This is a genomic window from Arthrobacter sp. StoSoilB20 (assembly GCF_019977295.1).
GTDB lineage: Bacteria > Actinomycetota > Actinomycetes > Actinomycetales > Micrococcaceae > Arthrobacter > Arthrobacter nicotinovorans_A.
Window position 1 is genome coordinate 4,492,925 of sequence record NZ_AP024651.1, and the last position, 19,677, is coordinate 4,512,601.

Annotated in this window: 22 protein-coding genes; 9 read left to right on the top strand and 13 right to left on the bottom strand. The window is 62.6% G+C overall.

What is annotated here, in order from left to right; all coding sequences use genetic code 11:
- Positions 1-17: 17 nt before the first annotated feature.
- Entirely contained in the window at positions 18-1,136 is a 1,119-nt protein-coding gene (locus tag LDN85_RS20460) for a histidinol-phosphate transaminase (protein WP_223944036.1), read from the bottom strand.
- Between the two features lie 72 nt (positions 1,137-1,208).
- Between LDN85_RS20460 and LDN85_RS20465 the strand changes: the two genes are divergently transcribed.
- A complete protein-coding gene (locus LDN85_RS20465) occupies positions 1,209-1,637 on the top strand; it encodes a phage holin family protein (protein ID WP_026543035.1) in 429 nt (142 codons plus the stop codon).
- 12 nt (positions 1,638-1,649) lie between these two features.
- On the opposite strand, the gene LDN85_RS20470 is transcribed toward LDN85_RS20465, so the two are convergent.
- Complete coding sequence (locus LDN85_RS20470) at positions 1,650-3,002, bottom strand: hypothetical protein (RefSeq protein ID WP_223944038.1); 1,353 nt, start codon at positions 3,000-3,002, stop codon at positions 1,650-1,652.
- The gene (locus LDN85_RS20475) at positions 3,002-3,313 is read right to left on the bottom strand and encodes a hypothetical protein (RefSeq protein ID WP_026543037.1); all 312 of its coding nucleotides are present in this window, start codon (positions 3,311-3,313) and stop codon (positions 3,002-3,004) included. Before LDN85_RS20475 ends, LDN85_RS20470 begins: the two co-directional genes overlap by 1 nt.
- Positions 3,314-3,480: 167 nt before the next feature.
- Here LDN85_RS20475 and purB point away from each other — a divergent pair, with 167 nt between their 5' ends.
- The 4 genes from purB to LDN85_RS20495 all read left to right on the top strand — a co-directional run bounded on the left by purB (position 3,481) and on the right by LDN85_RS20495 (position 7,162).
- A complete protein-coding gene (gene purB / locus LDN85_RS20480) occupies positions 3,481-4,887 on the top strand; it encodes an adenylosuccinate lyase (RefSeq protein WP_091553420.1) in 1,407 nt (468 codons plus the stop codon).
- A gap of 325 nt (positions 4,888-5,212) precedes the next feature.
- Positions 5,213-5,875, top strand: a complete 663-nt coding sequence (locus LDN85_RS20485; RefSeq protein WP_026548505.1) for a histidine phosphatase family protein — start codon at positions 5,213-5,215, stop codon at positions 5,873-5,875.
- A gap of 285 nt (positions 5,876-6,160) precedes the next feature.
- Positions 6,161-6,664 carry a GNAT family N-acetyltransferase gene (locus LDN85_RS20490; RefSeq protein ID WP_035761242.1) on the top strand — a complete coding sequence of 168 codons (504 nt, stop codon included), beginning with the start codon at positions 6,161-6,163 and terminating at the stop codon, positions 6,662-6,664.
- A gap of 63 nt (positions 6,665-6,727) precedes the next feature.
- Complete coding sequence (locus LDN85_RS20495) at positions 6,728-7,162, top strand: hotdog domain-containing protein (RefSeq protein ID WP_017198826.1); 435 nt, start codon at positions 6,728-6,730, stop codon at positions 7,160-7,162.
- A gap of 224 nt (positions 7,163-7,386) precedes the next feature.
- Here LDN85_RS20495 and LDN85_RS20500 read toward each other — a convergent pair whose 3' ends face one another.
- The 5 genes from LDN85_RS20500 to LDN85_RS20520 all read right to left on the bottom strand — a co-directional run bounded on the left by LDN85_RS20500 (position 7,387) and on the right by LDN85_RS20520 (position 12,211).
- Positions 7,387-8,136 (bottom strand): SDR family oxidoreductase, encoded by a 750-nt coding sequence (locus LDN85_RS20500; protein WP_026548506.1) that lies wholly within the window; start codon positions 8,134-8,136, stop codon positions 7,387-7,389.
- A gap of 84 nt (positions 8,137-8,220) precedes the next feature.
- On the bottom strand, positions 8,221-9,561 hold the full coding sequence (locus LDN85_RS20505; protein ID WP_026543042.1) for an MFS transporter: 1,341 nt from the start codon (positions 9,559-9,561) through the stop codon (positions 8,221-8,223).
- Positions 9,562-9,616: 55 nt separating this feature from the next.
- Positions 9,617-10,630: a biotin-dependent carboxyltransferase family protein gene (locus LDN85_RS20510; protein ID WP_091553275.1), complete on the bottom strand. Its 1,014-nt coding sequence runs from the start codon at positions 10,628-10,630 to the stop codon at positions 9,617-9,619.
- Positions 10,627-11,421, bottom strand: a complete 795-nt coding sequence (locus tag LDN85_RS20515; protein WP_223944040.1) for a carboxyltransferase domain-containing protein — start codon at positions 11,419-11,421, stop codon at positions 10,627-10,629. The genes LDN85_RS20510 and LDN85_RS20515 overlap by 4 nt, the downstream gene beginning before the upstream one ends.
- A 1-nt stretch (position 11,422) precedes the next feature.
- Positions 11,423-12,211: a 5-oxoprolinase subunit PxpA gene (locus LDN85_RS20520; protein WP_223944041.1), complete on the bottom strand. Its 789-nt coding sequence runs from the start codon at positions 12,209-12,211 to the stop codon at positions 11,423-11,425.
- A 333-nt stretch (positions 12,212-12,544) separates the two neighbouring features.
- Between LDN85_RS20520 and LDN85_RS20525 the strand changes: the two genes are divergently transcribed.
- A complete protein-coding gene (locus tag LDN85_RS20525) occupies positions 12,545-13,489 on the top strand; it encodes a LysR substrate-binding domain-containing protein (RefSeq protein ID WP_026543045.1) in 945 nt (314 codons plus the stop codon).
- Between the two features lie 123 nt (positions 13,490-13,612).
- Positions 13,613-13,834, top strand: coding sequence for a hypothetical protein (locus tag LDN85_RS20530; RefSeq protein WP_026543046.1), 222 nt, complete (start codon positions 13,613-13,615; stop codon positions 13,832-13,834).
- Between the two features lie 304 nt (positions 13,835-14,138).
- Here LDN85_RS20530 and LDN85_RS20535 read toward each other — a convergent pair whose 3' ends face one another.
- Positions 14,139-14,813 (bottom strand): 4-carboxy-4-hydroxy-2-oxoadipate aldolase/oxaloacetate decarboxylase, encoded by a 675-nt coding sequence (locus LDN85_RS20535; protein WP_026543047.1) that lies wholly within the window; start codon positions 14,811-14,813, stop codon positions 14,139-14,141.
- Positions 14,814-14,835: 22 nt separating this feature from the next.
- A complete protein-coding gene (locus LDN85_RS20540) occupies positions 14,836-16,044 on the bottom strand; it encodes an aspartate transaminase (protein ID WP_223944043.1) in 1,209 nt (402 codons plus the stop codon).
- 307 nt (positions 16,045-16,351) lie between these two features.
- On the opposite strand from LDN85_RS20540, the gene LDN85_RS20545 reads away from it, so the two are divergent.
- Positions 16,352-16,930 carry a hypothetical protein gene (locus tag LDN85_RS20545; RefSeq protein WP_223944044.1) on the top strand — a complete coding sequence of 193 codons (579 nt, stop codon included), beginning with the start codon at positions 16,352-16,354 and terminating at the stop codon, positions 16,928-16,930.
- A 276-nt stretch (positions 16,931-17,206) separates the two neighbouring features.
- On the top strand, positions 17,207-17,560 hold the full coding sequence (locus LDN85_RS20550; protein ID WP_223944045.1) for a nuclear transport factor 2 family protein: 354 nt from the start codon (positions 17,207-17,209) through the stop codon (positions 17,558-17,560).
- A 38-nt stretch (positions 17,561-17,598) separates the two neighbouring features.
- Here the strand turns inward: LDN85_RS20550 and LDN85_RS20555 are convergent, their stop codons facing one another.
- The 3 genes from LDN85_RS20555 to hpaH all read right to left on the bottom strand — a co-directional run bounded on the left by LDN85_RS20555 (position 17,599) and on the right by hpaH (position 19,676).
- Positions 17,599-18,036 (bottom strand): hypothetical protein, encoded by a 438-nt coding sequence (locus LDN85_RS20555; RefSeq protein WP_223944047.1) that lies wholly within the window; start codon positions 18,034-18,036, stop codon positions 17,599-17,601.
- Between the two features lie 66 nt (positions 18,037-18,102).
- Positions 18,103-18,906 (bottom strand): HpcH/HpaI aldolase/citrate lyase family protein, encoded by an 804-nt coding sequence (locus tag LDN85_RS20560; protein WP_026543052.1) that lies wholly within the window; start codon positions 18,904-18,906, stop codon positions 18,103-18,105.
- Entirely contained in the window at positions 18,891-19,676 is a 786-nt protein-coding gene (gene hpaH, locus LDN85_RS20565; protein ID WP_091553289.1) for a 2-oxo-hept-4-ene-1,7-dioate hydratase, read from the bottom strand. The genes LDN85_RS20560 and hpaH overlap by 16 nt, the downstream gene beginning before the upstream one ends.
- Between the last annotated feature and the right edge of the window lies 1 nt (position 19,677).

The window sequence follows — 19,677 nt, forward strand, 5'->3', positions numbered from 1 at the left end:
GGCGCATTTGTTAACCGCTAGGAACGCAGCGGTGCCTTTGTATAAGTTGCACAGAGTTCCAAGAACCTTGTGTTGGCTTCCACCTCGCCGATGCTTACCCTGACGCCCTCATTGGCAAAGGCCCTGACTGAGAGCGCGCGTTCCGCTGCCAAGGCCGCAAACTCGCCGCTGTGCTGTCCGAGGTTCAGCCAAATGAAGTTTCCCTGCGCCTCTGGAACGAACCATCCAAGCTCCCGAAGGCCAGCCGTCACGCGGTCTCTTTCGTCCACGAGGCTTTGTACCCTTTCCACAACCTGATCAAAATTCTCGATGGAGGTTACGGCGGCGCGTTCAGCGATCTGGGAAACGGCGAAGGGGGTGGCGGTAACCCTGAGGTGCTGGGTGAGCAACGGACCCGTGACGCTGTATCCGACCCTCAGTCCGGCCAACCCATGGGCCTTGGAGAAGGTCCTCAGCACCACGACATTGGGATACGTGCGGTAAAGCTTGATCCCGTCCACTGCAGCATCGTCCCGGACAAATTCCTGGTAAGCCTCGTCGATAACCACCACCACGTTGGGGGGAACCGACTGGATGAAGCGCTCAGTTTCCTCCGCAGTGAGAATCGGCCCTGTGGGGTTGTTTGGAGTGCAGAGGAGGATTACCTTGGTGCGCACCGTGACTGCCGCGGCCATGGTCGCCAAGTCATGGCGCCCGTCGGCCAGCAACGGGATCTGGACGCTGGCGGCCCCTGCAAGACCGACGCAGATGGGGTATGCCTCGAACGAACGCCACGCGTAGATGACCTCGTCCTGTTTGCCGTCGTCATTCTGTCCGGCAAAGGTTGCGAGGATCTGGTTCAACGCACCAAGGCTGCCTGCTCCGGTGACGACGTCGTCAGCGGGGACATCAAGGAAGCCGGCCAAAGCCGTCCTCAGCTTGGTGGCGAGGGGATCGGGGTAGCGGTTGATATCGGACTGGTCGGCAATTGCCTGCAACACTGCAGGAATAGGCGGCAGCGGGTTCTCATTGGACGACAATTTGTAGCTGGTGAGGCCCTCGATCGCAGCGGGGGGTTTGCCAGCCGCATACTTAGGAAGCCTGTCCACGACCGGGCGAGGAAGTACGCCCTCCGGTGCGTTGTCAGTAGTAGTCATGGCTTCAAGCCTACTTGCCTGTCCATCCCTGCCGCTGGGCTGATTATCAGGTGCGTGTGTAACCATGGGCCCATGGGTTCATTCATCATTCGCGTCCTCATTAACGGCCTTGCCCTGTGGGTGGCCACCTGGCTGCTGCAAGGCATGGACATCACTACCAGCGCCACGGAAAAGGCCGCCACCAATGCAGGACTGACCCAGGGCGCAGACACGGCCGGAATCATACTGGCATATCTGTTTATAGGCCTGATCTTCGGTGTTGTGAACGCAGTGGTGCGTCCCTTGGTCCGGCTGTTGTCCCTTCCGGTCACCATCCTGACGCTTGGCCTGTTCACTATCGTGATTAATGCAGCCATGCTGTACCTCACCGCCTGGCTGAGTTCCTTCACGCCCGTACACCTCACCCTCGACTCGTTCTTCTGGACGGCAATCCTGGCATCGCTCATTATCAGCATCATCTCGATGGTGGCCGGCCTGATCCCTGGAACCCGGAAGAGGTAGGAGCAGCGGCCCCTACCGCGTTCCAGCATCCCGCTTGGTTTCCCGGACGCTTGGAGGGGGATCAGCTTTCACTGCCGAAGGAGATTCCGGCGATGGCGCCCTTTCAAGTTTGAACCGGGAAACTGTGGCTACCCCACCGGCACCAACCACACCTGTGAAGACAGCCGTGGAAGCAACGAGTGACTCGTCATGGCTTGCGGCAACGAGTTCTGCCCCTTCGGCGTAGTTCTCCTGATCGTGGCCCGGGCCCAGGCCGGGATCCTGACCTTCGGGTGTCCTGACCTCGTTTGTCAGCGATACCGTCACCCTGTCTTTCGTGTCACTGTTCACGCGGCCATCCGTTCCGGGGACCCAGTCCTGAACATGTTCCAAGTGCAGTGAACTGATGCCCGGTTCCGGGGTAATTCCACCAACAGGGGCTCCGGCCGTCAGAACGTATTTGAGGTCGAATTCGCTGAGGAACGCCTTGTTCCGGCTGAGGTTCATGGCATGGACGCCTCCTTGGCTGTGCCCTACCGCCACCACACTGTCTCCGGCTTCCGCTCCGGCCCCATGCAGGGCCTCGCCAACCGCCTGGACGACTTCTTCGGAGTCGTAGGCAACAGCGTCACCGATGCCAGGGACGTCGAGGGGGTTGGTGTTGGGCGAGTTCGGTTGGGTGCCGGGTATCAGCACCATCCAGGAGGAGGCACCGTTTTGTTCGAACTCAATAACCTCGATCTCACCGCTGTTGCGGGCGTGCAGGGCCTCGAGACGCCTCAGGCTTTCCGCCATGGAGGGATCCACATATTCAGTGGATTGCTCCATTCCCCCGATACTGACGTTCCGGGGTTGAAGCCCTCCAAGGAGCGGCGACTCCAAAATGCCGTGAAGAATGTCCCTTGTTTCAGCCCACGGTGGAACCAGGACTCCCCTGAGGAAGTTATGCGTCATGTCACGGCCGGGAAGCAACCCAACCCCGGAGAGCCGCAGCTGGTCGAAACCCAGCTTCTGCGGGAGCCCGTTGCGCGCCTCCACCAGCTGGTAGTCACGGTGGCTGGCGCGGACACCCGCGCTAACCTCCACCAGATCCTGCCGCACCCTGGCCACTCCCTTGCCGCTCTCTGCAACGGAGTTGAAGGCATTGCAGCCAGTCTCATAGGAGTCGTAGAGAAACGCCTCGAGCTCGTCCTGGACGCGGCGGGTTTCGTCCTCGATTCCCTGAAGCTGCTCAATCACGTCATCCAGTTGCGCGACGCCCCGTAGAAGCTCTTCCAACTGAAATGACATTCCTCCCACGCCGCCGCGTATCGTGAGAATTCCGTCCGCCGCCGGCGGCAGTGGCCGGGGCGCTCCGCCGGCTCCCACGGGAGCTGCATCGGCCATTACTGCCCCTTCCCGGCGGAAACTGAAACGCTCTGGGAATGGCGCAGGATCAAGGCAGCAGCAGCATCCAGGGACTGACGGGCACGCATCAGCGCAGAGGCGTGCAGGGCGACTGTGGTCCGGTAGGCCCGACCTGCGGGAGACTGCCAGTCGTCCAATTGGATTCTGCGCAAGGACGCGAGGACGGCGTCTGTTTGGTCCACGCACGTTTTGATACGCCAGGCGAGCCGTTGGACGTCGTGGCTTCGGGAAGCGCACTCCAGGGGGTCGAAAGTGGGCGGGTTGGCTGCAGGCATCAAGCCGACGCTCATGTCCGTGTACTCCGTTGGTTGTTCTGCTGATCGGTAGGTCCGACGCTACGGAGCCGTAGACCTCCAAGGAAGCGTCGTTGTTGCGTATGTGGATAACGCAGGACCATGTCCACATAGCCGCCGTCATCGACTCGGGCCCTATGCCGGAACATGAAAGAATAGGCACCATGGCTGAATCCCCTCGCGTGTCCCTCGCTTCCGAACCTCTCGCCCTTGGCGCCCTCGACGGGCGTTACCGTGCCGCCGTCGCACCCCTCGTTGACTACTTGTCCGAGGCTGCGCTCAACCGCGATCGCGTACACGTTGAAGTGGAGTGGCTCATCCACCTGACCAGCCAGTCCGTGCTGCCCGGCGCCGGCCCACTGTCCGAGGAACAAATCGCCCAGTTGCGGGCCATCGTCACCGATTTCGACGCCGCATCGGTCAATGAGCTCGCCGAGATCGAAGCCGTCACTGTCCACGACGTCAAGGCAGTGGAGTACTACATCGGCCGTCGCCTGCCGGCCATTGGGATCGAGAACCTGACGGCCATGGTCCACTTCGGCTGCACGTCCGAGGACATCAACAACCTCTCCTATGCCGTGGGCATCAAGGGCGCCGTGGAAGACGTATGGCTTCCCAACGCTGCCGCCCTCGTCAAGCAGATCGAGGCCATGGCGGAAGAGAACCGGGCTGTCCCCATGCTGTCCCGCACGCACGGCCAGCCCGCCACGCCCACCACGCTGGGCAAGGAACTGGCCGTCATTGCGCACCGCCTGAACCGCCAGCTGGCGCGCATCGCCAAGACCGAATACCTGGGCAAGATCAACGGCGCCACGGGCACTTACGCAGCACACGTAGCGTCCGTCCCTAGTGCTGACTGGGAAGCCGTAGCCAAGACATTTGTAGAAGGCCTTGGGCTCACGTGGAACCCGCTCACCACACAGATCGAAAGCCACGACTGGCAAGCGGAACTCTACGCGGACATCGCCCGCTTCAACCGCATCCTGCACAACGTCTGCACTGACATCTGGAGCTACATCTCCATCGGCTACTTCCGCCAGATCCCGGTTGCCGGTGCCACGGGTTCCTCCACCATGCCGCACAAGGTCAACCCGATCCGCTTCGAGAACGCGGAAGCCAACCTGGAGATCTCCAACGGCCTCCTGGACACTCTGGGTGCCACCCTGGTTACTTCCCGCTGGCAGCGCGACCTCACGGACTCCTCGTCCCAGCGGAACATCGGCGTCGCCTTCGGCCACTCTTTGCTGGCCATCTCCAACGTAGCCAAGGGGCTCAAAGCCCTGGACGTCGCCGAGGAAGTCCTTGCCGGCGACCTCGACACCAACTGGGAAGTCCTGGGTGAAGCCATCCAGATGGTGATGCGCGCAGAAGCCATTGCCGGCGTCGAAGGAATGGAAAACCCTTACGAACGGCTGAAGGACCTCACCCGCGGCCAGCGCGTGGATGGAGCCCGTATGCAGGAATTCGTTCAGGGACTCGGCCTGTCCGCCGACGCCGAAGCACGCCTGCTCGCGTTGACCCCTGGCAAGTACACGGGCATCGCCGACAAGTTGGTGGACCACCTGCGGTAACACTCAGCTGAAGTAAGGACCACCTGGAGTAAGAGCCAGCTGCACTCCGGACCACCTGCAGTAATACCCACCTGCAGTCACGCCCTTGTGCAGTCAGGGCCACCTGCAGTAACAGCTACTGCAGTAAGAACCACCGCAGCCAGGACCACCTGCAGCAGGATCAAATGCTCGACGACGGCGGGCCGGGGCTGGGTGCCTCGGCCCGCCGTCGGCGTTTAAGCTGGATGGGACATCACGGACGCGAGGGCAGCGAAACACGGGCACGAGTGATCGCCCACGCCCGGCGGTTGGACAGCATCCCAACGACGTAAGGAGTGGAGCGGCCATGAAGCTCCTGTTGATCAGGCACGGACAAACACCGGGCAACGTGGCAGGCCAACTCGACACCGCCTACCCAGGCCCGGGGCTGACGGAACTAGGTGAGCGCCAGGCATCGGCCCTCCCGGACGCTTTGGCCGATGAAGCCATTGAAGCTCTTTACACCTCCACGTTGCTGCGTACCCAGCGGACTGCCGCTCCTTTGGCGAAGGCTACGGCCTTGGATCCGGTGATTCTGGATGGGGTCCACGAAATCGAGGCGGGTGCGCTGGAAAAGAAGACCGACCACGAGTCACATCTCCGGTACATGAGCACAGTGTTCGCGTGGACTGACGGCGACTTGGACGTCCGGATGCCTGGGGCCTTCAACGGCCACGACTTCTTTGCCCGGTTCGATGCCTCGGTTGAACAGGTAGTGGCGGCAGGACACCGGACGGCCGCGATTGTCAGCCACGGCGCAGCCATCCGGTGTTGGGCAGGCCGTCGGGCAACCGACATCGACACCGTGTTCGCCGAGACCCATCAGCTGCCCAACACCGGAATTGTGGCCCTGGAAGGCGACCCCGCGAACGGCTGGAAGGTCCTGCACTGGGACCAGGTTCCTGTGGGCGGCATGGCCCTGGCAGACCAAACCGCAGAAGACCCCACTGGCGAGGCACTTCAGCCCTGAACCCCGGCGAAACATTGAACCGGGACCTGGCCGGGCCGCCTCTGCACCCCAACTCCCCAGCAAGCCCCGCGACGCCGGTTTCACTCACGGTCTTGCGAGGACGAGGACGCGGACGAGGACAGGGAGGCTGCGGGGAGGCCCCGGGAACGTATCGGAGCCTCCGCAACGCTGGTCGCGCCCGATAATTCTCCCGACGCTTACGCGCAGGAAACACCGCGGTAACCACAGCTCACTAGGCTTGAGAGGCATAGACACCTCCTGGGAAACGCGGCGAAACGAGGCACGATGCAGACCAATCCACGGCTCAACATCCGGCAGGTCACCTGGGCCAACCCCGTGGGCTCTGACCTCCGTGCCGCACAGCAGGCCGAACTGGATGCACGGTTCGGCAGCACGGACCATGAGCCCGGGCCGTCTCCCTCGGAAGCAGACACTGCTGTGTTCGTGGTGGCCTATGAGAAATGCTCCGGACAACCGCTGGGCTGCGGCGGCCTGAGGATGCTCGATGAGAAGACAGCAGAAATAAAAAGGCTCTACGTGGTCCCTTATGCCCGTGGTTCAGGAGTGGCGAGCTCCATTTTGGCGGCCTTGGAAGCCCAGGCGCATTCCCACGGGTTCAGCGTCATCGCGGCTGAGGCAGGTTCCGCGCAGTCGGATGGCCGGAGCTTCTACGAGAGTTCCGGTTTCGCCCTGGTTCCTAATTTTGGCCCCTACATCGGCGTGGAGGAATCGTATTGCTACTCGAAGCGGATCGATTCACACAGCGCGTCGCACACCGCCATGGCGTGATGGCGCATGATCTCTTCCCTGAAACATCAAGCGCGGGCCGCCACAGTTCGATAATCTCGGATTATGGAAAAAGCAGACATCACCTTTCGCACCCGTAAATGGGTGCGGCCCGAGGACCTTAACGCCAACGGCACACTCTTCGGTGGCAGCCTGCTGAAGTGGATCGATGAAGAGGCCGCGATCTACGCCATCCTCCAACTTGGTAACGGCCGCGCCGTGACCAAGTACATTTCCGAGATCAACTTTGTCAGCTCCGCGGTTCAGGGCGACCTGGTGGAGATGGGCCTGACGGCGAAACGCTTCGGGCGCACGTCCTTGACCATGCGCGCCGAGGTCCGCAACATGATCACCCGCGAGGCCATCCTGACCATCGAGGAGATTGTCTTCGTCAACCTCGGGGCCGACGGACGTCCGCAACCACACGGTTACACGGAAATCACGTACGACCGGGACCGCATCCCCACGCATCACCTGACTGAAACGCTCGACGAAGACTGAACCATCCGGCGTCGTGCGCTTTATCCGGACGCTACTGCAAGTACCGGAAAACGGTCCAGGTACGGGATTTCAGGCGGCAGCCTGAGGCATGCCGGGCGCTGAACGTGGCCTTGCGCGGGTGCCGGCGGCCGCGTAAAGCGGCCGCCGGCTTGTATTTCCGGTGACGGGAGTGATGCCACCGGAATCTGTGGGGTGCCGATCCGAAAACCGGCACCGGTGGGACGTCAGCGCCGGTCGAACGTCAGCCCGCCGGGGACTTGGAATGTGGGCATCAGCTCAAGCATGCCCACGTTGACGTGGCGGGGCGTTTCAATGGCGTAGTCCAGGGCGTTCACGATGTCGTCGGTAGTGAGGGATTCGTAGCCCTCGTAGTAGGTCTTCCAGGCTTCTTCCATGGCCTCGGGCGTTCCACCCAGGTTGCGACCAAAAATTTCGGTCTCCACGCGTCCGGGGCAGATCTCAGTGACACGGATGCGCTTGCCCACGGTGTCATTGCGGAGCTGGCGGGAGATCTGGTGCACGGCGGCTTTGGTGGCGTGATAGACGGTGTGGCCGTAGAAGTTGTACACGCCGGCGATGGAGCTGATGTTGATGACGTGCCCGAGGTCGCGCTCCACCATGCCCGGCAGGACCAGACGGGTGAGCTGCAGCAGGCCGCGGAGGTTCACGTCCACCAGCTCGTCAATGTCCTCTTCGGACGAGTCCAGGATGTTGCCCGGCCGGGAAACCCCGGCGCAGTTGACCAGGACGTCCACCTTGAGGTCATTCACGACGGCGGCCAGCGCGGCGGTGTCGGTCAGGTCCACTACGTGCGGGATGGCTCCGGTGCGGTCGGCCAACTCGGCAAGGCGTTCCTCGTTGCGGGCCACGGCGTGAACGGTCAGTCCGCGCTTGGCAAGCCGCTCGGCAATGGCTGCGCCCATACCGGTTGATGCTCCGGTGACGAGGGCGGTGGTGTAGTCAGAAAAAGACATTGGGTTCTCCAAAAGGTGGGGAATCGGTGGGGCAGAGTGCGCCAGGCTTGGAAGCCCGGCGCACTTGCCGGAGGTTGGTGGAGGCTAGGCGTCGCGCAGTGGTTCGTGGGCGCGGTCCTTGACCGTGCTGACCGCGATGAGGGTGCCAAGCGCCGTGATCACTGCGTAGAAGGCGGGCATGTAGATGTTTCCGGTGCTGCCGATCAGCCAGGTCATGAGCAGCGGGGCGGTGCCACCAAACAGCGCGGAGGAGATGTTGTAGCCGAGGCCGTAAGCGGAGTAGCGGACGCGGGTGGGGAAGAGTTCGACGATCAGGATGTGGATAACTGCTGTGTGACCGGCGAAGACAATGGCCATGATGCAAGCGCCCAGGATTGCCAGGCCCATCTGGCCCGTGGCAATGAGTGCGTATGACGGGATGCCCAGCACAGCCATGGCGATCGCAGAGCCGGCAATGACTTTCTTTCGGCCAACACGGTCGGAGAGTGCACCCATGAACGGGATGGCGATGCAGATGACCACCAGGCTGCATGCCGTGACCAGGAGGGCTTCACCGATGGTGAAGTTCAGCTGCTTGCCCTTGAGGAACGTGGGCATGTAGGAGAACAGGACGTAGTAGCCCGAGCCGTTCATCAGCGGGATGAAGAGGGCCAGCAGCATGGCCCGGCGGTGCTCCTTGGACTGGAAGGCTTCCTTGAGCGGGTTCTTGGAGAGGCCGCCCTCTTCCTTGAGCTTTTCGAAGTTGGGGGTATCGCTGATGGCCTTGCGGATGTACCAGCCGATGATGCCCATGGGAATGGCGACCAGGAACGGGATGCGCCAGGCAAACGCGCCGAAGCCGCCGCCGTCGATCGCTGCCTGCGTGAGCCAGGGCGACATGGAGAAGGCAACCAAAGTACCGGTCAGCAGAGCTGCGAAGGAGGCGATCTGGGCGTAGGAGGTAATGATGCCGCGCTTACCTTCGGGAGCATGCTCAGCCAGGAACGTCATGGCGCCGGCAGCCTCACCGCCAACGGAGAAGCCCTGGAGGAGGCGGAGGAGGACAAGGAGGATGGGAGCTGCGATGCCGATGGCCGCGTAGGGAGGCAGCAGTCCGATACCGGCAGTGGCCACACTGATCAGGAGGATGACAAAGACGAGGAGCTTTTGCCTGCCGATCCTGTCGCCGAGGTAGCCACAAACCACCGCGCCGAGCGGCCGCACGAAGAACGAGACCGCATAACCGGCGAACACGAAGAGCAGGGCGTTGTCCGGGTTGCCCGGCGCCAGGAAGACGAGCGCCAGCGTTCCCGCCATGAAGGCGAAAATGCCGTTGTCGTACAGTTCCACGAAGATGCCAACACAACCTGCGGTGACAACCTTGCGGGTTTGGCGGCTCGTAAGCCGCTCATGCTGCACTGGCGCAGCGTTGGTGCTTGCGGTCATGACTTTTCCTTACTGGGATGAGCGTAGCAACGCCTACTGGTGTGACGACAGGGTTTTAGCTGCATGCCGCAACCGGTAGGTCCTGCCACTGGGGACGGCATCCGATGCCGAGGAGTCCGAAGACGGTGTTGACGGATTCGCGGAGTGTTTCAAGCTGGGCCCGCGAGCGCCTATGGGCGGCAGTAGCTTCTGCCACTGTGGTTTTCCGAAAACGGACTTTGTCCCCTGGCCGCGCTTGGGCCAGGACATCCAGTCCGGCGCTGGTGACTACTGCAAGAACGGGATACCCGGCGGTGACGCCGCGTCCCCTGTGGAGAACCAGCAGTTCTTCCCTGGAGGGAACCTCGACGGCGCCCACTGGCACGCCGCGGGAAAGGACTTCGCCGTTTGAGGTTCTTTCCGGAAGTTCTCCGCCGAGCCGCAGGCCGATGTGGTTGCTGCGGCCGCTCACGGTGTACTCCGAGGTGAAGAGCAGGTCACCGGACGTGCCAAACCCGGCAACGTCCGGCCCGTCGGTCACATCGACCAACAGGTTCGAGTCCATGCTGGGGCGTTCAAGGCCCAGCCGGAAAAGCGGGAGGTCGAAGTAGGGCTGGCGGACGGGGCCGACGCTCTTCCTGGTGAGGAGCGAGGTGCCCTCTTTGAGCTGAAGTCCGAAGCCCACTACGGTGTCCGGTGCAACGCTGCCAAGCAGTGTTTCTGCCTCGATGGAGCCATGGACGGCGATGTAGGCGCGAAGGCCCCGGTGGATTCCCCGGAGGGAGACTGTTTCTCCGGCACGCACCGAGACCGGTTCCCATTGGGTGGCCGGCCGGCCACCAACGGTAACTGTTAGCGGGGCACCGGTGACGGCGATGAGGATGTCGGTGGTGGCCTTCATCCGGAAGTCCAGGGCCGTGACCTCCACCAGGGGATCGTTGTCCAGGTTTCCTGCCAGGATGTTGGCCGCACGGGCCGAGTACTGGTCCAAAGCACCGTTGACGGGAAGGCCGAAGCGGGGGCCGCGGGTCCGGCCAAGGTCTGTGACCACCGAGTTTCCTGGCTGCTGGATCAGGATGCCGCCGGTCATGGCTGCGCTCCCAAATCCACAGGACCCGACGCCGCAGGACTCAACTCCGCGCGATCCAGTTCCGCGCGATCCAGTTCCAGCGGCTCGAGTTCGGCACCGGCGTACAAGCCGAAGTCCTCAGTGCTGATCCGGCGGAACCGCAGGATGTCACCTGGCTTGTACGGGACCAGTGGTTCGCGGCGGATGTTCAGGAGGGACAAGGGGGTTTGGCCGATGACGCACCAACCGCCCGGGGCGGTGGCCGGAGCGATGACTGCCTGGCGACCGGCAACTGCCACGGCACCTGCCGGGACACTGAGCCGGGGATCCTTGAGGCGGGGCACCGGTTTGGGGAAGGCGGGGCCGTCCATCATGGGGGATCCAGCGGGCGCACCCAGGCAACGAACGGTGTAGGTCTTTTCGGTGTGGAGGCGAATGACCTCCTCCACGGAAATCCCCTGGTGCTCAGCGACGCGCTCCAGATCGGGCCCGTATTCGCCGCCGTAGGCAACAGGAATATCGAACTCACGTGGTGCTGCGGCGGATTCACCGGCGTGGGCGAGTTCCAACAGCCCGAGCTTCACAAAAGCGCGTACTTGGCGTGCCGAGACAAGGACGGGGTCGAACTCCACCAGCACGGAATCGTACGTGGGAACCGCGCCGTGGAGACCTTCTGCACCACAGTTTTCCAGCCAGTCGGCCAGACCGTGGACGGTGAGCCAATTGCTTTCGCTGACCTCGGAGATTGCTACCACCCGGAGTGCGGAGTCACCGGATTCGTAGACCTCGGTGGGAACGGTTGGGCGCACCATGTCAGGCCGCCTTCTTCTTTGCGTGCATGACCTCAGCCAAGGGCGCGATGTGGACACCGGCGGCGACGAGTTCCGAACGGATTCGACGTGCCAGCTCCACGGCGCCCGGGTTGTCTCCGTGCAGGAGGAGCGTATCGACGTCGATGGCGAGTTCCTTGCCGTTGACACAGCGGATCTTGCCCTCGACCACCATGCGCAGGGTCCTTTCAACGATCTCCGAGGGATCGTGGAGCACGGCGCCGGGCTGGCTGCGTGGAACCAGGGTGCCGTCTTCCTGATAGGCGCGGTCCACGATTCCTACGATGGCAACGTCCAGTCCGGCGGCGCGGGAAGCGGTGGCCAGTTCACCTTCCTGCGCCACGACGATGAGTTCGCTGTCCACCCTTGCACCGGCGTCAGCCACAGCCTGGGCATAATCGGCGCGAACAGCCACAAGATTGCCGAGCCGGCCGTGGGGCGCGAGGTGGGAGACCTTGGTTCCGTGGAATGCTGCAAAGCCATTAAGTGCACCCAGCTGGTACACGACGTCGTTCTGAACCTCGCTTGCAGAAAGGCCCATGTCGCGTCGGCCGAAACCCCTCAGGTCCGGAAAGCTGGGGTGCGCTCCGATGCCGACTCCGCGGCGGACGCATTCAGCCACGGTGGCAGCCATGATGTCCGGATCACCGGCGTGGAAACCACAAGCGATATTGGCGCTTGTTACGATCTCCAGGAGTTCGGAATCGTCGCCCATGGTGTAGGCGCCAAATCCCTCTCCAAGATCCGCTACAAGATCAATAACCGGGTTCACGTGGTTCTCTTTCCGTGGGTTTGAATTAGTGGCGGAAATATCGAATCTCTCCCTTGGAGGCGAAAATCAATTTCCCGAAAATTCATGGACGCTGGATTGAATCCGGAGCGTTGCCTGAAGTTCTTTCCAAAAGTCTCGCACTCCCACAGACCCCCGCACAAAGACCTAATAGTTATCCCGTGATAGGTCTCCGTTATGACCTGCACCACCACGCCCTGTGGCGTGGGTCCCAGCAGCTGCCCGCTGGGCGATGCGTCTATATTTGAACATCGGGACCTGCCACCGAAGGGAACTTCCCACCCGTGGGGCACGGCTCTCCAGGAAGGTACATCCATGGACACGCGGAAGCTCTCATACTTCGTGCAAATTGTTGACTCGGGGAGCATCACCAAGGCCGCCGCCGCCCTCCATGTTGCCCAGCCGGCCCTCAGCCAGCAGGTCTCGGCACTGGAGAACGACCTCAAGCAGCGCCTGCTCATCCGCAGCAAGCAAGGTGTGGAACCAACGGCAGCCGGGCACACCTTGTACCGCCATGCACAGTCGATCCTGAGGCTTGTGGAGCAGGCCAGGCAGGATGTTGCTTCCTCAGGTGCCGCGCCCTCCGGAAGGGTATCCATCGCAATCGCGCCCTACAGTATGGCCTCGAGCCTCACGCCCCAGATCATCAGGGAAGTAGGCCGCCGCTACCCGGACATCGTGGTCCACCTGACAGAGATTTTCGGCGGCGTGTTGAGTGAAGCCATCAAGAACGGCCGCCTCGATATGGCCCTCATTTACGAGCCCGGAAAGATCCGGGGCGTCCAGTTCACCACCATGATCGTGGAGGACCTCCACCTGGTGGTTCACCCGGACGTCGACGTCAACCACGGGAAGGACACCATAACGCTTGCCGAAGCGAGCACGGTGGGACTGTTCCTCCCCGAGAAGAACCACACACTTCGCCAGCTCATCGAGAAGGGCCTGACGGACCAGGACCTCCCGCTGAAACTGGTGGGCGAAGTGGAGTCCGTCCCTTCGCTGACCCGGCTCATCCGCGCCAACCTAGGCGGCACGGTGCTGCCCAAGTCCGCCGCCGATGCCCTCTTCCCGGACCAGGACTTCAAAGTGCTGCGGATCGTGGAACCCGGCCTGCAGAGCAAGATCGCCCTCTGCACTCCGGACCACGAGCCTTTGTCCGAGGCCGCGTCCGCCGTGCTGTTGGTGGTCAAGGAAATGCTGCATCAACAACTGATCAACAAGTACGGGACCGACCCCGTGCAACTGCCGGCCCATCCATAACAATCCCTTATCCGGACAGACAGCTTTGGTCTTATTCAGGACCGTTTTAATTTCCTACCATCGAATGAGAAAGACATTTGATAACGGCCTGCAGATTCCGCAGGCAGGGTAAAGGAGAATACGGTGAAAAAGATCAGCACAGTGGGATGGGTTTCGAATCCGACCCGCGGCACCATCAGCGCTCGAACCGGATTTCATTGTCCGCGAAATGGTTTTTGGCGGCCTTCAGGCGGAATTGGCGAACCCTTGTTCGTCTTCGAAGGCAGCATGATGCCGGCCCATGCCGGCAACAGCATCGAATGGCACTTGGTGGACACGCGCCCGGGGCACTCCGGCCTCGACTGAGCAGGCCAACCGCCCGCCGGACCGAGCCACCTCCGGACCAAGCCACCTCTGCACAAGCCGCAGCCCCGCAGCCCCGCAAACCCGGCCACCCGCCGTCGTCCAGCAACAGCCGTCGTTCACCGGCCTCAGTTGCACGCACCAAGGGCGCTTTGCTACCGGCAAGGCGCCTTTCCTGTGCCCAATCCCAAACCCAAGAACCCAAACCCCAACCCCCGCGCGCCCACACCCCGCGCCCACCAGGAAGCAAAACAGCACGCCAAAGGGCCGGCCGGCGTCCAGGACGGTGGCCGGCCCCGGAGCGACCCTAGTCCTCGACCAGGAGGCCCTTCTCCTTCAGCTTCTCCGTCAGTCCGCACAACTCAATGGTGTTGCCGCCGTCGTGGTAGAGCTTGATGAGTTCGCGCTCGTGGTCGTCGCGGGCCTGTGAGAGGGCAATGACTTCCTCGGCTTCTTCGCGGCGGACCACCACCACACCGTCGGCGTCGCCGCGGAGGATGTCGCCTGGGTAGATGATCTCGTCGCCAAAGATGATCGGGTGGTTGATGGGCCCGAGCGTTTCCTTCACGGTGCCCTTGATGCTGACGCTGCCGGAGAACACGGGCAGGCCAAGTTCAATCAGGTCCTGGGTGTCCCGGACCCCGGAGTCGGTGACCATCGCTGCGATGCCCTTGGCTTTCATGGCGTTGCCCAGGACGTCGCCGAACGTGCCGGCCTCGGCCATTTCCTGCGCACCGACCAACACCACGTCACCGGCTTGTGCGTAGTGGATGGCCACCTGGAGCATGAGGTTGTCCTGCGGGGCACAGGCTACGGTGACGGCCGGGCCGCAGAAGGACATGGAACGGTCGATCGGCTTGATCTTCGAGCTCAGTGCGCCGCGGCGGCCTTGGGCCTCGTGGATCGTGGCGGAGGAAAAGGCGGCGAGGCGACTGACGACGTCGGCGTCCGGGCGTTCGAATTTGGTCTTGACGTGAATCATGGTGGGAATCTTTCTGTGGGGCTTAGGACAGGGCGTTGACGGCGTCGCGGATGGAGTCCACGCCGGCGTTGATGGTCTCCAGCGAGGTGGCGAAGGAGATCCGGAAGTAGGGACCCAGGCCGTAAGCCGAGCCCTGGATGACAGCCACGCGGGCAGCGTCCAGCAGGTAAAGCGTGAAGTCCTGGTCATTGCTGATGACGGTGCCGTCAGGTGTGGTTTTGCCGATCACGCCGCTGCAGTTCACGTAGGCATAAAAGGCGCCTTCCGCCGGCGCAACGGACAGTCCATTGATGGCGTTCAAACCCTCGACGACGGCGTCCCGGCGTTTGCGGTACACCTCCACGCTGTCCCGGACGAAGGATTGGTCGCCGTTCAGTGCCGCGACGGCGGCGGCCTGGCTGATGGACGACGGGCAGGACGAGGTTTGCGACTGCAATTTGTTCATGGCCGCGATCAGGGGGACCGGTCCCACGCCATAGCCGAGCCGCCAGCCGGTCATGGCGTAGGCCTTGGAGACACCGTTGACCAGCAGGATGCGGTCTTTGAGCGTTGGCACGGCGGTGACCAGGCTGGTGACCCGGCCATCACCGAAGTGGATTTCGTCGTAGATCTCGTCGGTGAGGATGTACACCTGCGGATGCTGCTCCAGGACTGCGCCAAGGGCTTGGAGTTCCTCGCGGGTGTACACAGCGCCGGTCGGGTTGGACGGGGCATTGAGGATGAGCCACTTGGTCCTGGGCGTGATGGCCTTGTCCAGGGCGTCCGGGGTGAGCTTGAAGCCTGTGTCCTCACCGCACGGGACGATCACCGGGGTGCCGTCGTTGGCGAGCACCATGTCCGGGTAGGACACCCAATACGGTGCCGGGACAATGACCTCATCGCCTTGGTTGAGCGAGGCCATCAGTGCGACGTAGAGGACTTGCTTGGCGCCGCCGCCAATGGTGAGCTGGTTGCGCTCATAGTGGTGTCCGGTATGACCCTCGATTTTGCGGAGGACGGCGGTCTGCAGCTCAGGCGTACCCGTGACCGAGGTGTACTTGGTCTCGCCATCTCTGATGGCAGCGACTGCTGCTTCCTTGATATGGTCCGGGGTGTCGAAGTCCGGCTCGCCAACGGTCAGGTCGATGATCGGGATGCCTTCAGCCTTAAGTTCACGGACGCGGGCGGCCGCGGCGACGCTCGCTGAGGACTTGATGCGGGTGACCCTCGACGCCGGCAGGTAGTCGGACATGTCTCCTCCAGGAATGTGGAACTCAGGACGCGCGGATTCGCGTATCCCCTTTTTCGAGACTAGGGATCCGTGGGCGCTGTGGATAAGACCTAATGTGCGTGGATCTATAAGGGGCTCTTATGACGTGGATCTCTTGGTGGGGTTTCAGCACCCATCCCGCACCCGAGAGGCCCATTGACACGCTCTGGGGCACTTCTTCCATGCACTTTGCTTATGGGTTCACGCGGTATTGGTATTTCCTTGGACCGCTGAACACTGCCTAGATTCGAGGGATCAGAAGTGCTGTTCCGAAACTGAAAGGGAGCCAATGACAGCCCAGGCAGGGTCAGCCCCCACTGTTTCACTCCAAGCCCGCTCGGCCACCGGACGGTATACCTACCGGGCCAAGGCTCCGCGACCGCAGCCCACGGATCGTCCGCAGCCCAAGGACCGCACGGATCACACGAATCACACGAATCATGCCAAGTTGGCGCATGCCCTCGGAGTGCACCGGCAACTGCTGTCCCACGCAACGAGCGCCATCCGTACCCTGACCGCTGCCAGGAACGAGCTGATTGCGCAGGCGATTGAGGATGGGCTCACCATCGCCACTGTTTCGGCGGCTACAGGGGAGAACATGAAGGCGGTCAGGACCATCGCTTTGGCTTATGACGATCTCCACCCGAGCGGGCTCCCCCGCAGCGTCCACTTGTCCGCCGTAAAGAAGAAGAGCGACGAACTCAGGGCCGCCGAACGTCATCGGACCCAGATCACCGAACGACGCGAAGCCCTGATTGTCATGGCCGTCCGTAACCACGTCTGCGACGACCTGGAGCTCGCCTCACTGACCGGCCTCACCCCGGACCACATCCGCCGGTCATCGCGGGGAATCGCCCGTCCGGCCTGATCTGCCCCGCCCCCAAACTGCACAGCCCTCCCCGCCAGCGTTCCTGCCCACTTACCCACTCCCTGGAACTGACCCGGCCCCCGCGAAACGCAGCAAACAGCGGAAACCAGCCGGCCGTCGTCGTACATTCCGACCGGCAACTGGGAAGGAACGCAGGACGCCCGCACACCAACTGGGAAGGAACGCAGGACGCCCCACACCAACTGGGAAGGAACGTTCGGTGAAAGCAGCAAGCCCACCGTTGAACCCACCGGCCCCGGAGGGTAGAACGGAGGAATGAGCGATGTGAACTCCTGGATGGACAAGTACGAACGAGCGTGGACCTCGAACGACCCCGAAGATATCCGGGGCCTCTTCACCGAGGATGCGGTCTACTACGACAAACCCAACACGGATAAACCATGGAACGGCCACGAAGAGATCGTCACAGCGTGGTCCGACGCCGGCGACAAGCCCGAGGACTGGACGTTCGAATGGACCCTCTTGGGCCAGGACGGTGACACCGCATTCGTCCAGGGCCTCACCACGTACCTGAACGGCGAGCCCACCTACGACAATCTCTGGGTGATCCGCTTCGCCGAAGACGGACGCGCCCGCGAATTCACCGAGTGGTACATGGCGCGGAAGTAGGCGGGCCAGAACCCACCCAGCGCCAGAGCCCAGTCCAGTCAGCGGGAACGGATCAGCACATTCGGGTGGATCTCGGTCCACCCCTGGTACTTCGGCTGGCCGGCGTCGACGTCGTCGTTAATGAGCTTCGCCTCGGAATCGTCGAAGACCGTCAGGGTGAGAATCTCCTCACCTGTGCCAAACGCCGCGCACCCCGCCCTCCATCGTTCCGGGAGTCCCACAGGCACCGCGTACAAGCAAGCGGATCCGCCTGTCTTGCTCTTGGCCGCGTAGTACTTTATGTCGTCATGCGCAGCCAACAGACGTGTCGACCCGGGCTCGACCTCAAGATCCACACCGGTGAGGCTTACGTTCCCCGGAAGTGCGTCCTCCGCTGTCGCCTCGCGGGAAAGGACCTTCGGGCCCACCGGCGAAGAACAACCAGCCAGTCCCATCACAGCAACAACGGCAACTACAGCTACAACACGACCATTCACGGCACTGCCCCCTCAGACTCTCGTTCAATCGAGCCTAGCCCACTGTCTACCCCGGGCTGGAACAGATCAGTAGCTTTCGCGGTCCGCCGTTTCAGACACTGGAATGAACGTGGAGGCGAACCCTTCGGAGGCGCGGGCCAGCACAGCAACGTCTGCGCCGACCAGCACAAAGGAGGCACCGGCGTCGAGATAGGCGCGGGCGGTTGACTCGTTGAAGGCGTTCACGCCGGCGGGCTTTCCGGCCGCTTTGGCGGCAGCGAGGCAATGTTCGACGACGGCCCTCACCAGCGGATTTTCCTGCTGTCCCAGCAGGCCCATGGAGGCGGCAAGGTCCGAAGGACCGAGGAAAATGCCGTCCACGCCATCAACGGCCAGGATCTCCTCCACAGCCGATGCCGCGGCCTCGGATTCGATCTGGACCGTGAGGCTGATGGATTCCGAGGCGGACGCCAGGTAGTCCGGAACCCGGTTCCAGCGCGAGGCCCGGGCAAGCGCCGAACCCACACCCCGGACCCCGTGCGGTGGGTATCGGACAGCCGCCACGGCCGATGCTGCCTCGAAGGCCGAGTTCACCATGGGAATGAGCAGGTTCTGCACTCCAAGGTCCAGGTATTGCTTGATGACCACGGTGTCATTCACGGGAGGCCGGACCATGGCCTGGACCGGATAGCCGCTCACAGCATGAAGCTGGGCCAGGATGGATTCCAGCCCGTTGGGACTGTGCTCGGCGTCGATCAGCACCCAGTCCAGCCCCGAGCCGGCGCAGATTTCCGCCACCAGCGGGCTGCCGGAACACACCCACATGCCGGCGAGTGGACGGCCCGCCTCAGTGAGCGCCGAGTAGAAAGTGGGGCCTAGCTGAAGTGGCATGTCACAACTCCCAACGGTCCGTAGTCAGCGTGCACGGTATCACCTTTGTACACCCAGAGGGGGCGGGTAAACGAGCCCGCCAGGATGATATCTCCGGCCTTCATGGAGTCCCCGTGCGCGGCGATTTTGTTGGCCAGCCAGTGCACGCCATTTGCTGGATGATCCAGCACTCCGGCGGCCACTCCGGTCTCTTCCACGGTCTGGTTTTTGTACAGGATGGCCGATACCCAGCGGAGGTCGACGGCGTCCGGCCGCACTGGGCGGCCGCCCACCACCATGGCGCCCATCGCGGCATTATCCGAGATGGTGTCCACGATGGTCCGGCCCTCCATTTCGATCCTGGAGTCCAGGATTTCGAGGGCCGGAACCACGTAGTCGGTGGCGTTGAGAACATCGAAAATGGTGCAGCCGGGACCCTTGAGGCCTGACTTCAACACAAACGCCAACTCCACTTCAACCCGGGGGTGCGTGTACTTGTCCCACTCCACGGAGCAGCCGGTTTCCAGGACCATGTCATCAAAAATGGCTCCGTAATCCGGCTCGGTGATGCCCGTGGCGGCCTGCATTGCCTTGGACGTGAGGCCGATCTTGCGCCCCACCAACGTGCGGCCGGCTTCCTCATTCCGCCGCATCCACAACTGCTGCACGGCGTAGGAATCCTCCACCGTCATCCCTGGATAGCGGGCGGTCAGCCGAGGAACGGGCGTACGGGAACGTCCGGCCTCAAGGAGCTCGTCGGCAATGGCTTCGATCGTCTTCGCGTCCAGCATG

Excerpts from the sequence above, each read along its gene's own strand:
- LDN85_RS20475 (WP_026543037.1), bottom strand. The coding sequence starts at position 3,313 with ATGAGCGTCGGCTTGATGCCTGCAGCCAACCCGCCCACTTTCGACCCC.
- LDN85_RS20515 (WP_223944040.1), bottom strand. The coding sequence starts at position 11,421 with ATGGTGCGCCCAACCGTTCCCACCGAGGTCTACGAATCCGGTGACTCC.
- hpaH (WP_091553289.1), bottom strand. The coding sequence starts at position 19,676 with ATGCTGGACGCGAAGACGATCGAAGCCATTGCCGACGAGCTCCTTGAG.
- LDN85_RS20560 (WP_026543052.1), bottom strand. The coding sequence starts at position 18,906 with ATGCCACTTCAGCTAGGCCCCACTTTCTACTCGGCGCTCACTGAGGCG.
- LDN85_RS20550 (WP_223944045.1), top strand. The coding sequence starts at position 17,207 with ATGAGCGATGTGAACTCCTGGATGGACAAGTACGAACGAGCGTGGACC.
- LDN85_RS20545 (WP_223944044.1), top strand. The coding sequence starts at position 16,352 with ATGACAGCCCAGGCAGGGTCAGCCCCCACTGTTTCACTCCAAGCCCGC.
- LDN85_RS20490 (WP_035761242.1), top strand. The coding sequence starts at position 6,161 with ATGCAGACCAATCCACGGCTCAACATCCGGCAGGTCACCTGGGCCAAC.
- LDN85_RS20535 (WP_026543047.1), bottom strand. The coding sequence starts at position 14,813 with ATGATTCACGTCAAGACCAAATTCGAACGCCCGGACGCCGACGTCGTC.
- LDN85_RS20465 (WP_026543035.1), top strand. The coding sequence starts at position 1,209 with ATGGGTTCATTCATCATTCGCGTCCTCATTAACGGCCTTGCCCTGTGG.
- purB (WP_091553420.1), top strand. The coding sequence starts at position 3,481 with ATGGCTGAATCCCCTCGCGTGTCCCTCGCTTCCGAACCTCTCGCCCTT.
- LDN85_RS20540 (WP_223944043.1), bottom strand. The coding sequence starts at position 16,044 with ATGTCCGACTACCTGCCGGCGTCGAGGGTCACCCGCATCAAGTCCTCA.
- LDN85_RS20495 (WP_017198826.1), top strand. The coding sequence starts at position 6,728 with ATGGAAAAAGCAGACATCACCTTTCGCACCCGTAAATGGGTGCGGCCC.
- LDN85_RS20510 (WP_091553275.1), bottom strand. The coding sequence starts at position 10,630 with ATGACCGGCGGCATCCTGATCCAGCAGCCAGGAAACTCGGTGGTCACA.
- LDN85_RS20505 (WP_026543042.1), bottom strand. The coding sequence starts at position 9,561 with ATGACCGCAAGCACCAACGCTGCGCCAGTGCAGCATGAGCGGCTTACG.
- LDN85_RS20460 (WP_223944036.1), bottom strand. The coding sequence starts at position 1,136 with ATGACTACTACTGACAACGCACCGGAGGGCGTACTTCCTCGCCCGGTC.
- LDN85_RS20485 (WP_026548505.1), top strand. The coding sequence starts at position 5,213 with ATGAAGCTCCTGTTGATCAGGCACGGACAAACACCGGGCAACGTGGCA.
- LDN85_RS20525 (WP_026543045.1), top strand. The coding sequence starts at position 12,545 with ATGGACACGCGGAAGCTCTCATACTTCGTGCAAATTGTTGACTCGGGG.
- LDN85_RS20470 (WP_223944038.1), bottom strand. The coding sequence starts at position 3,002 with ATGGCCGATGCAGCTCCCGTGGGAGCCGGCGGAGCGCCCCGGCCACTG.
- LDN85_RS20500 (WP_026548506.1), bottom strand. The coding sequence starts at position 8,136 with ATGTCTTTTTCTGACTACACCACCGCCCTCGTCACCGGAGCATCAACC.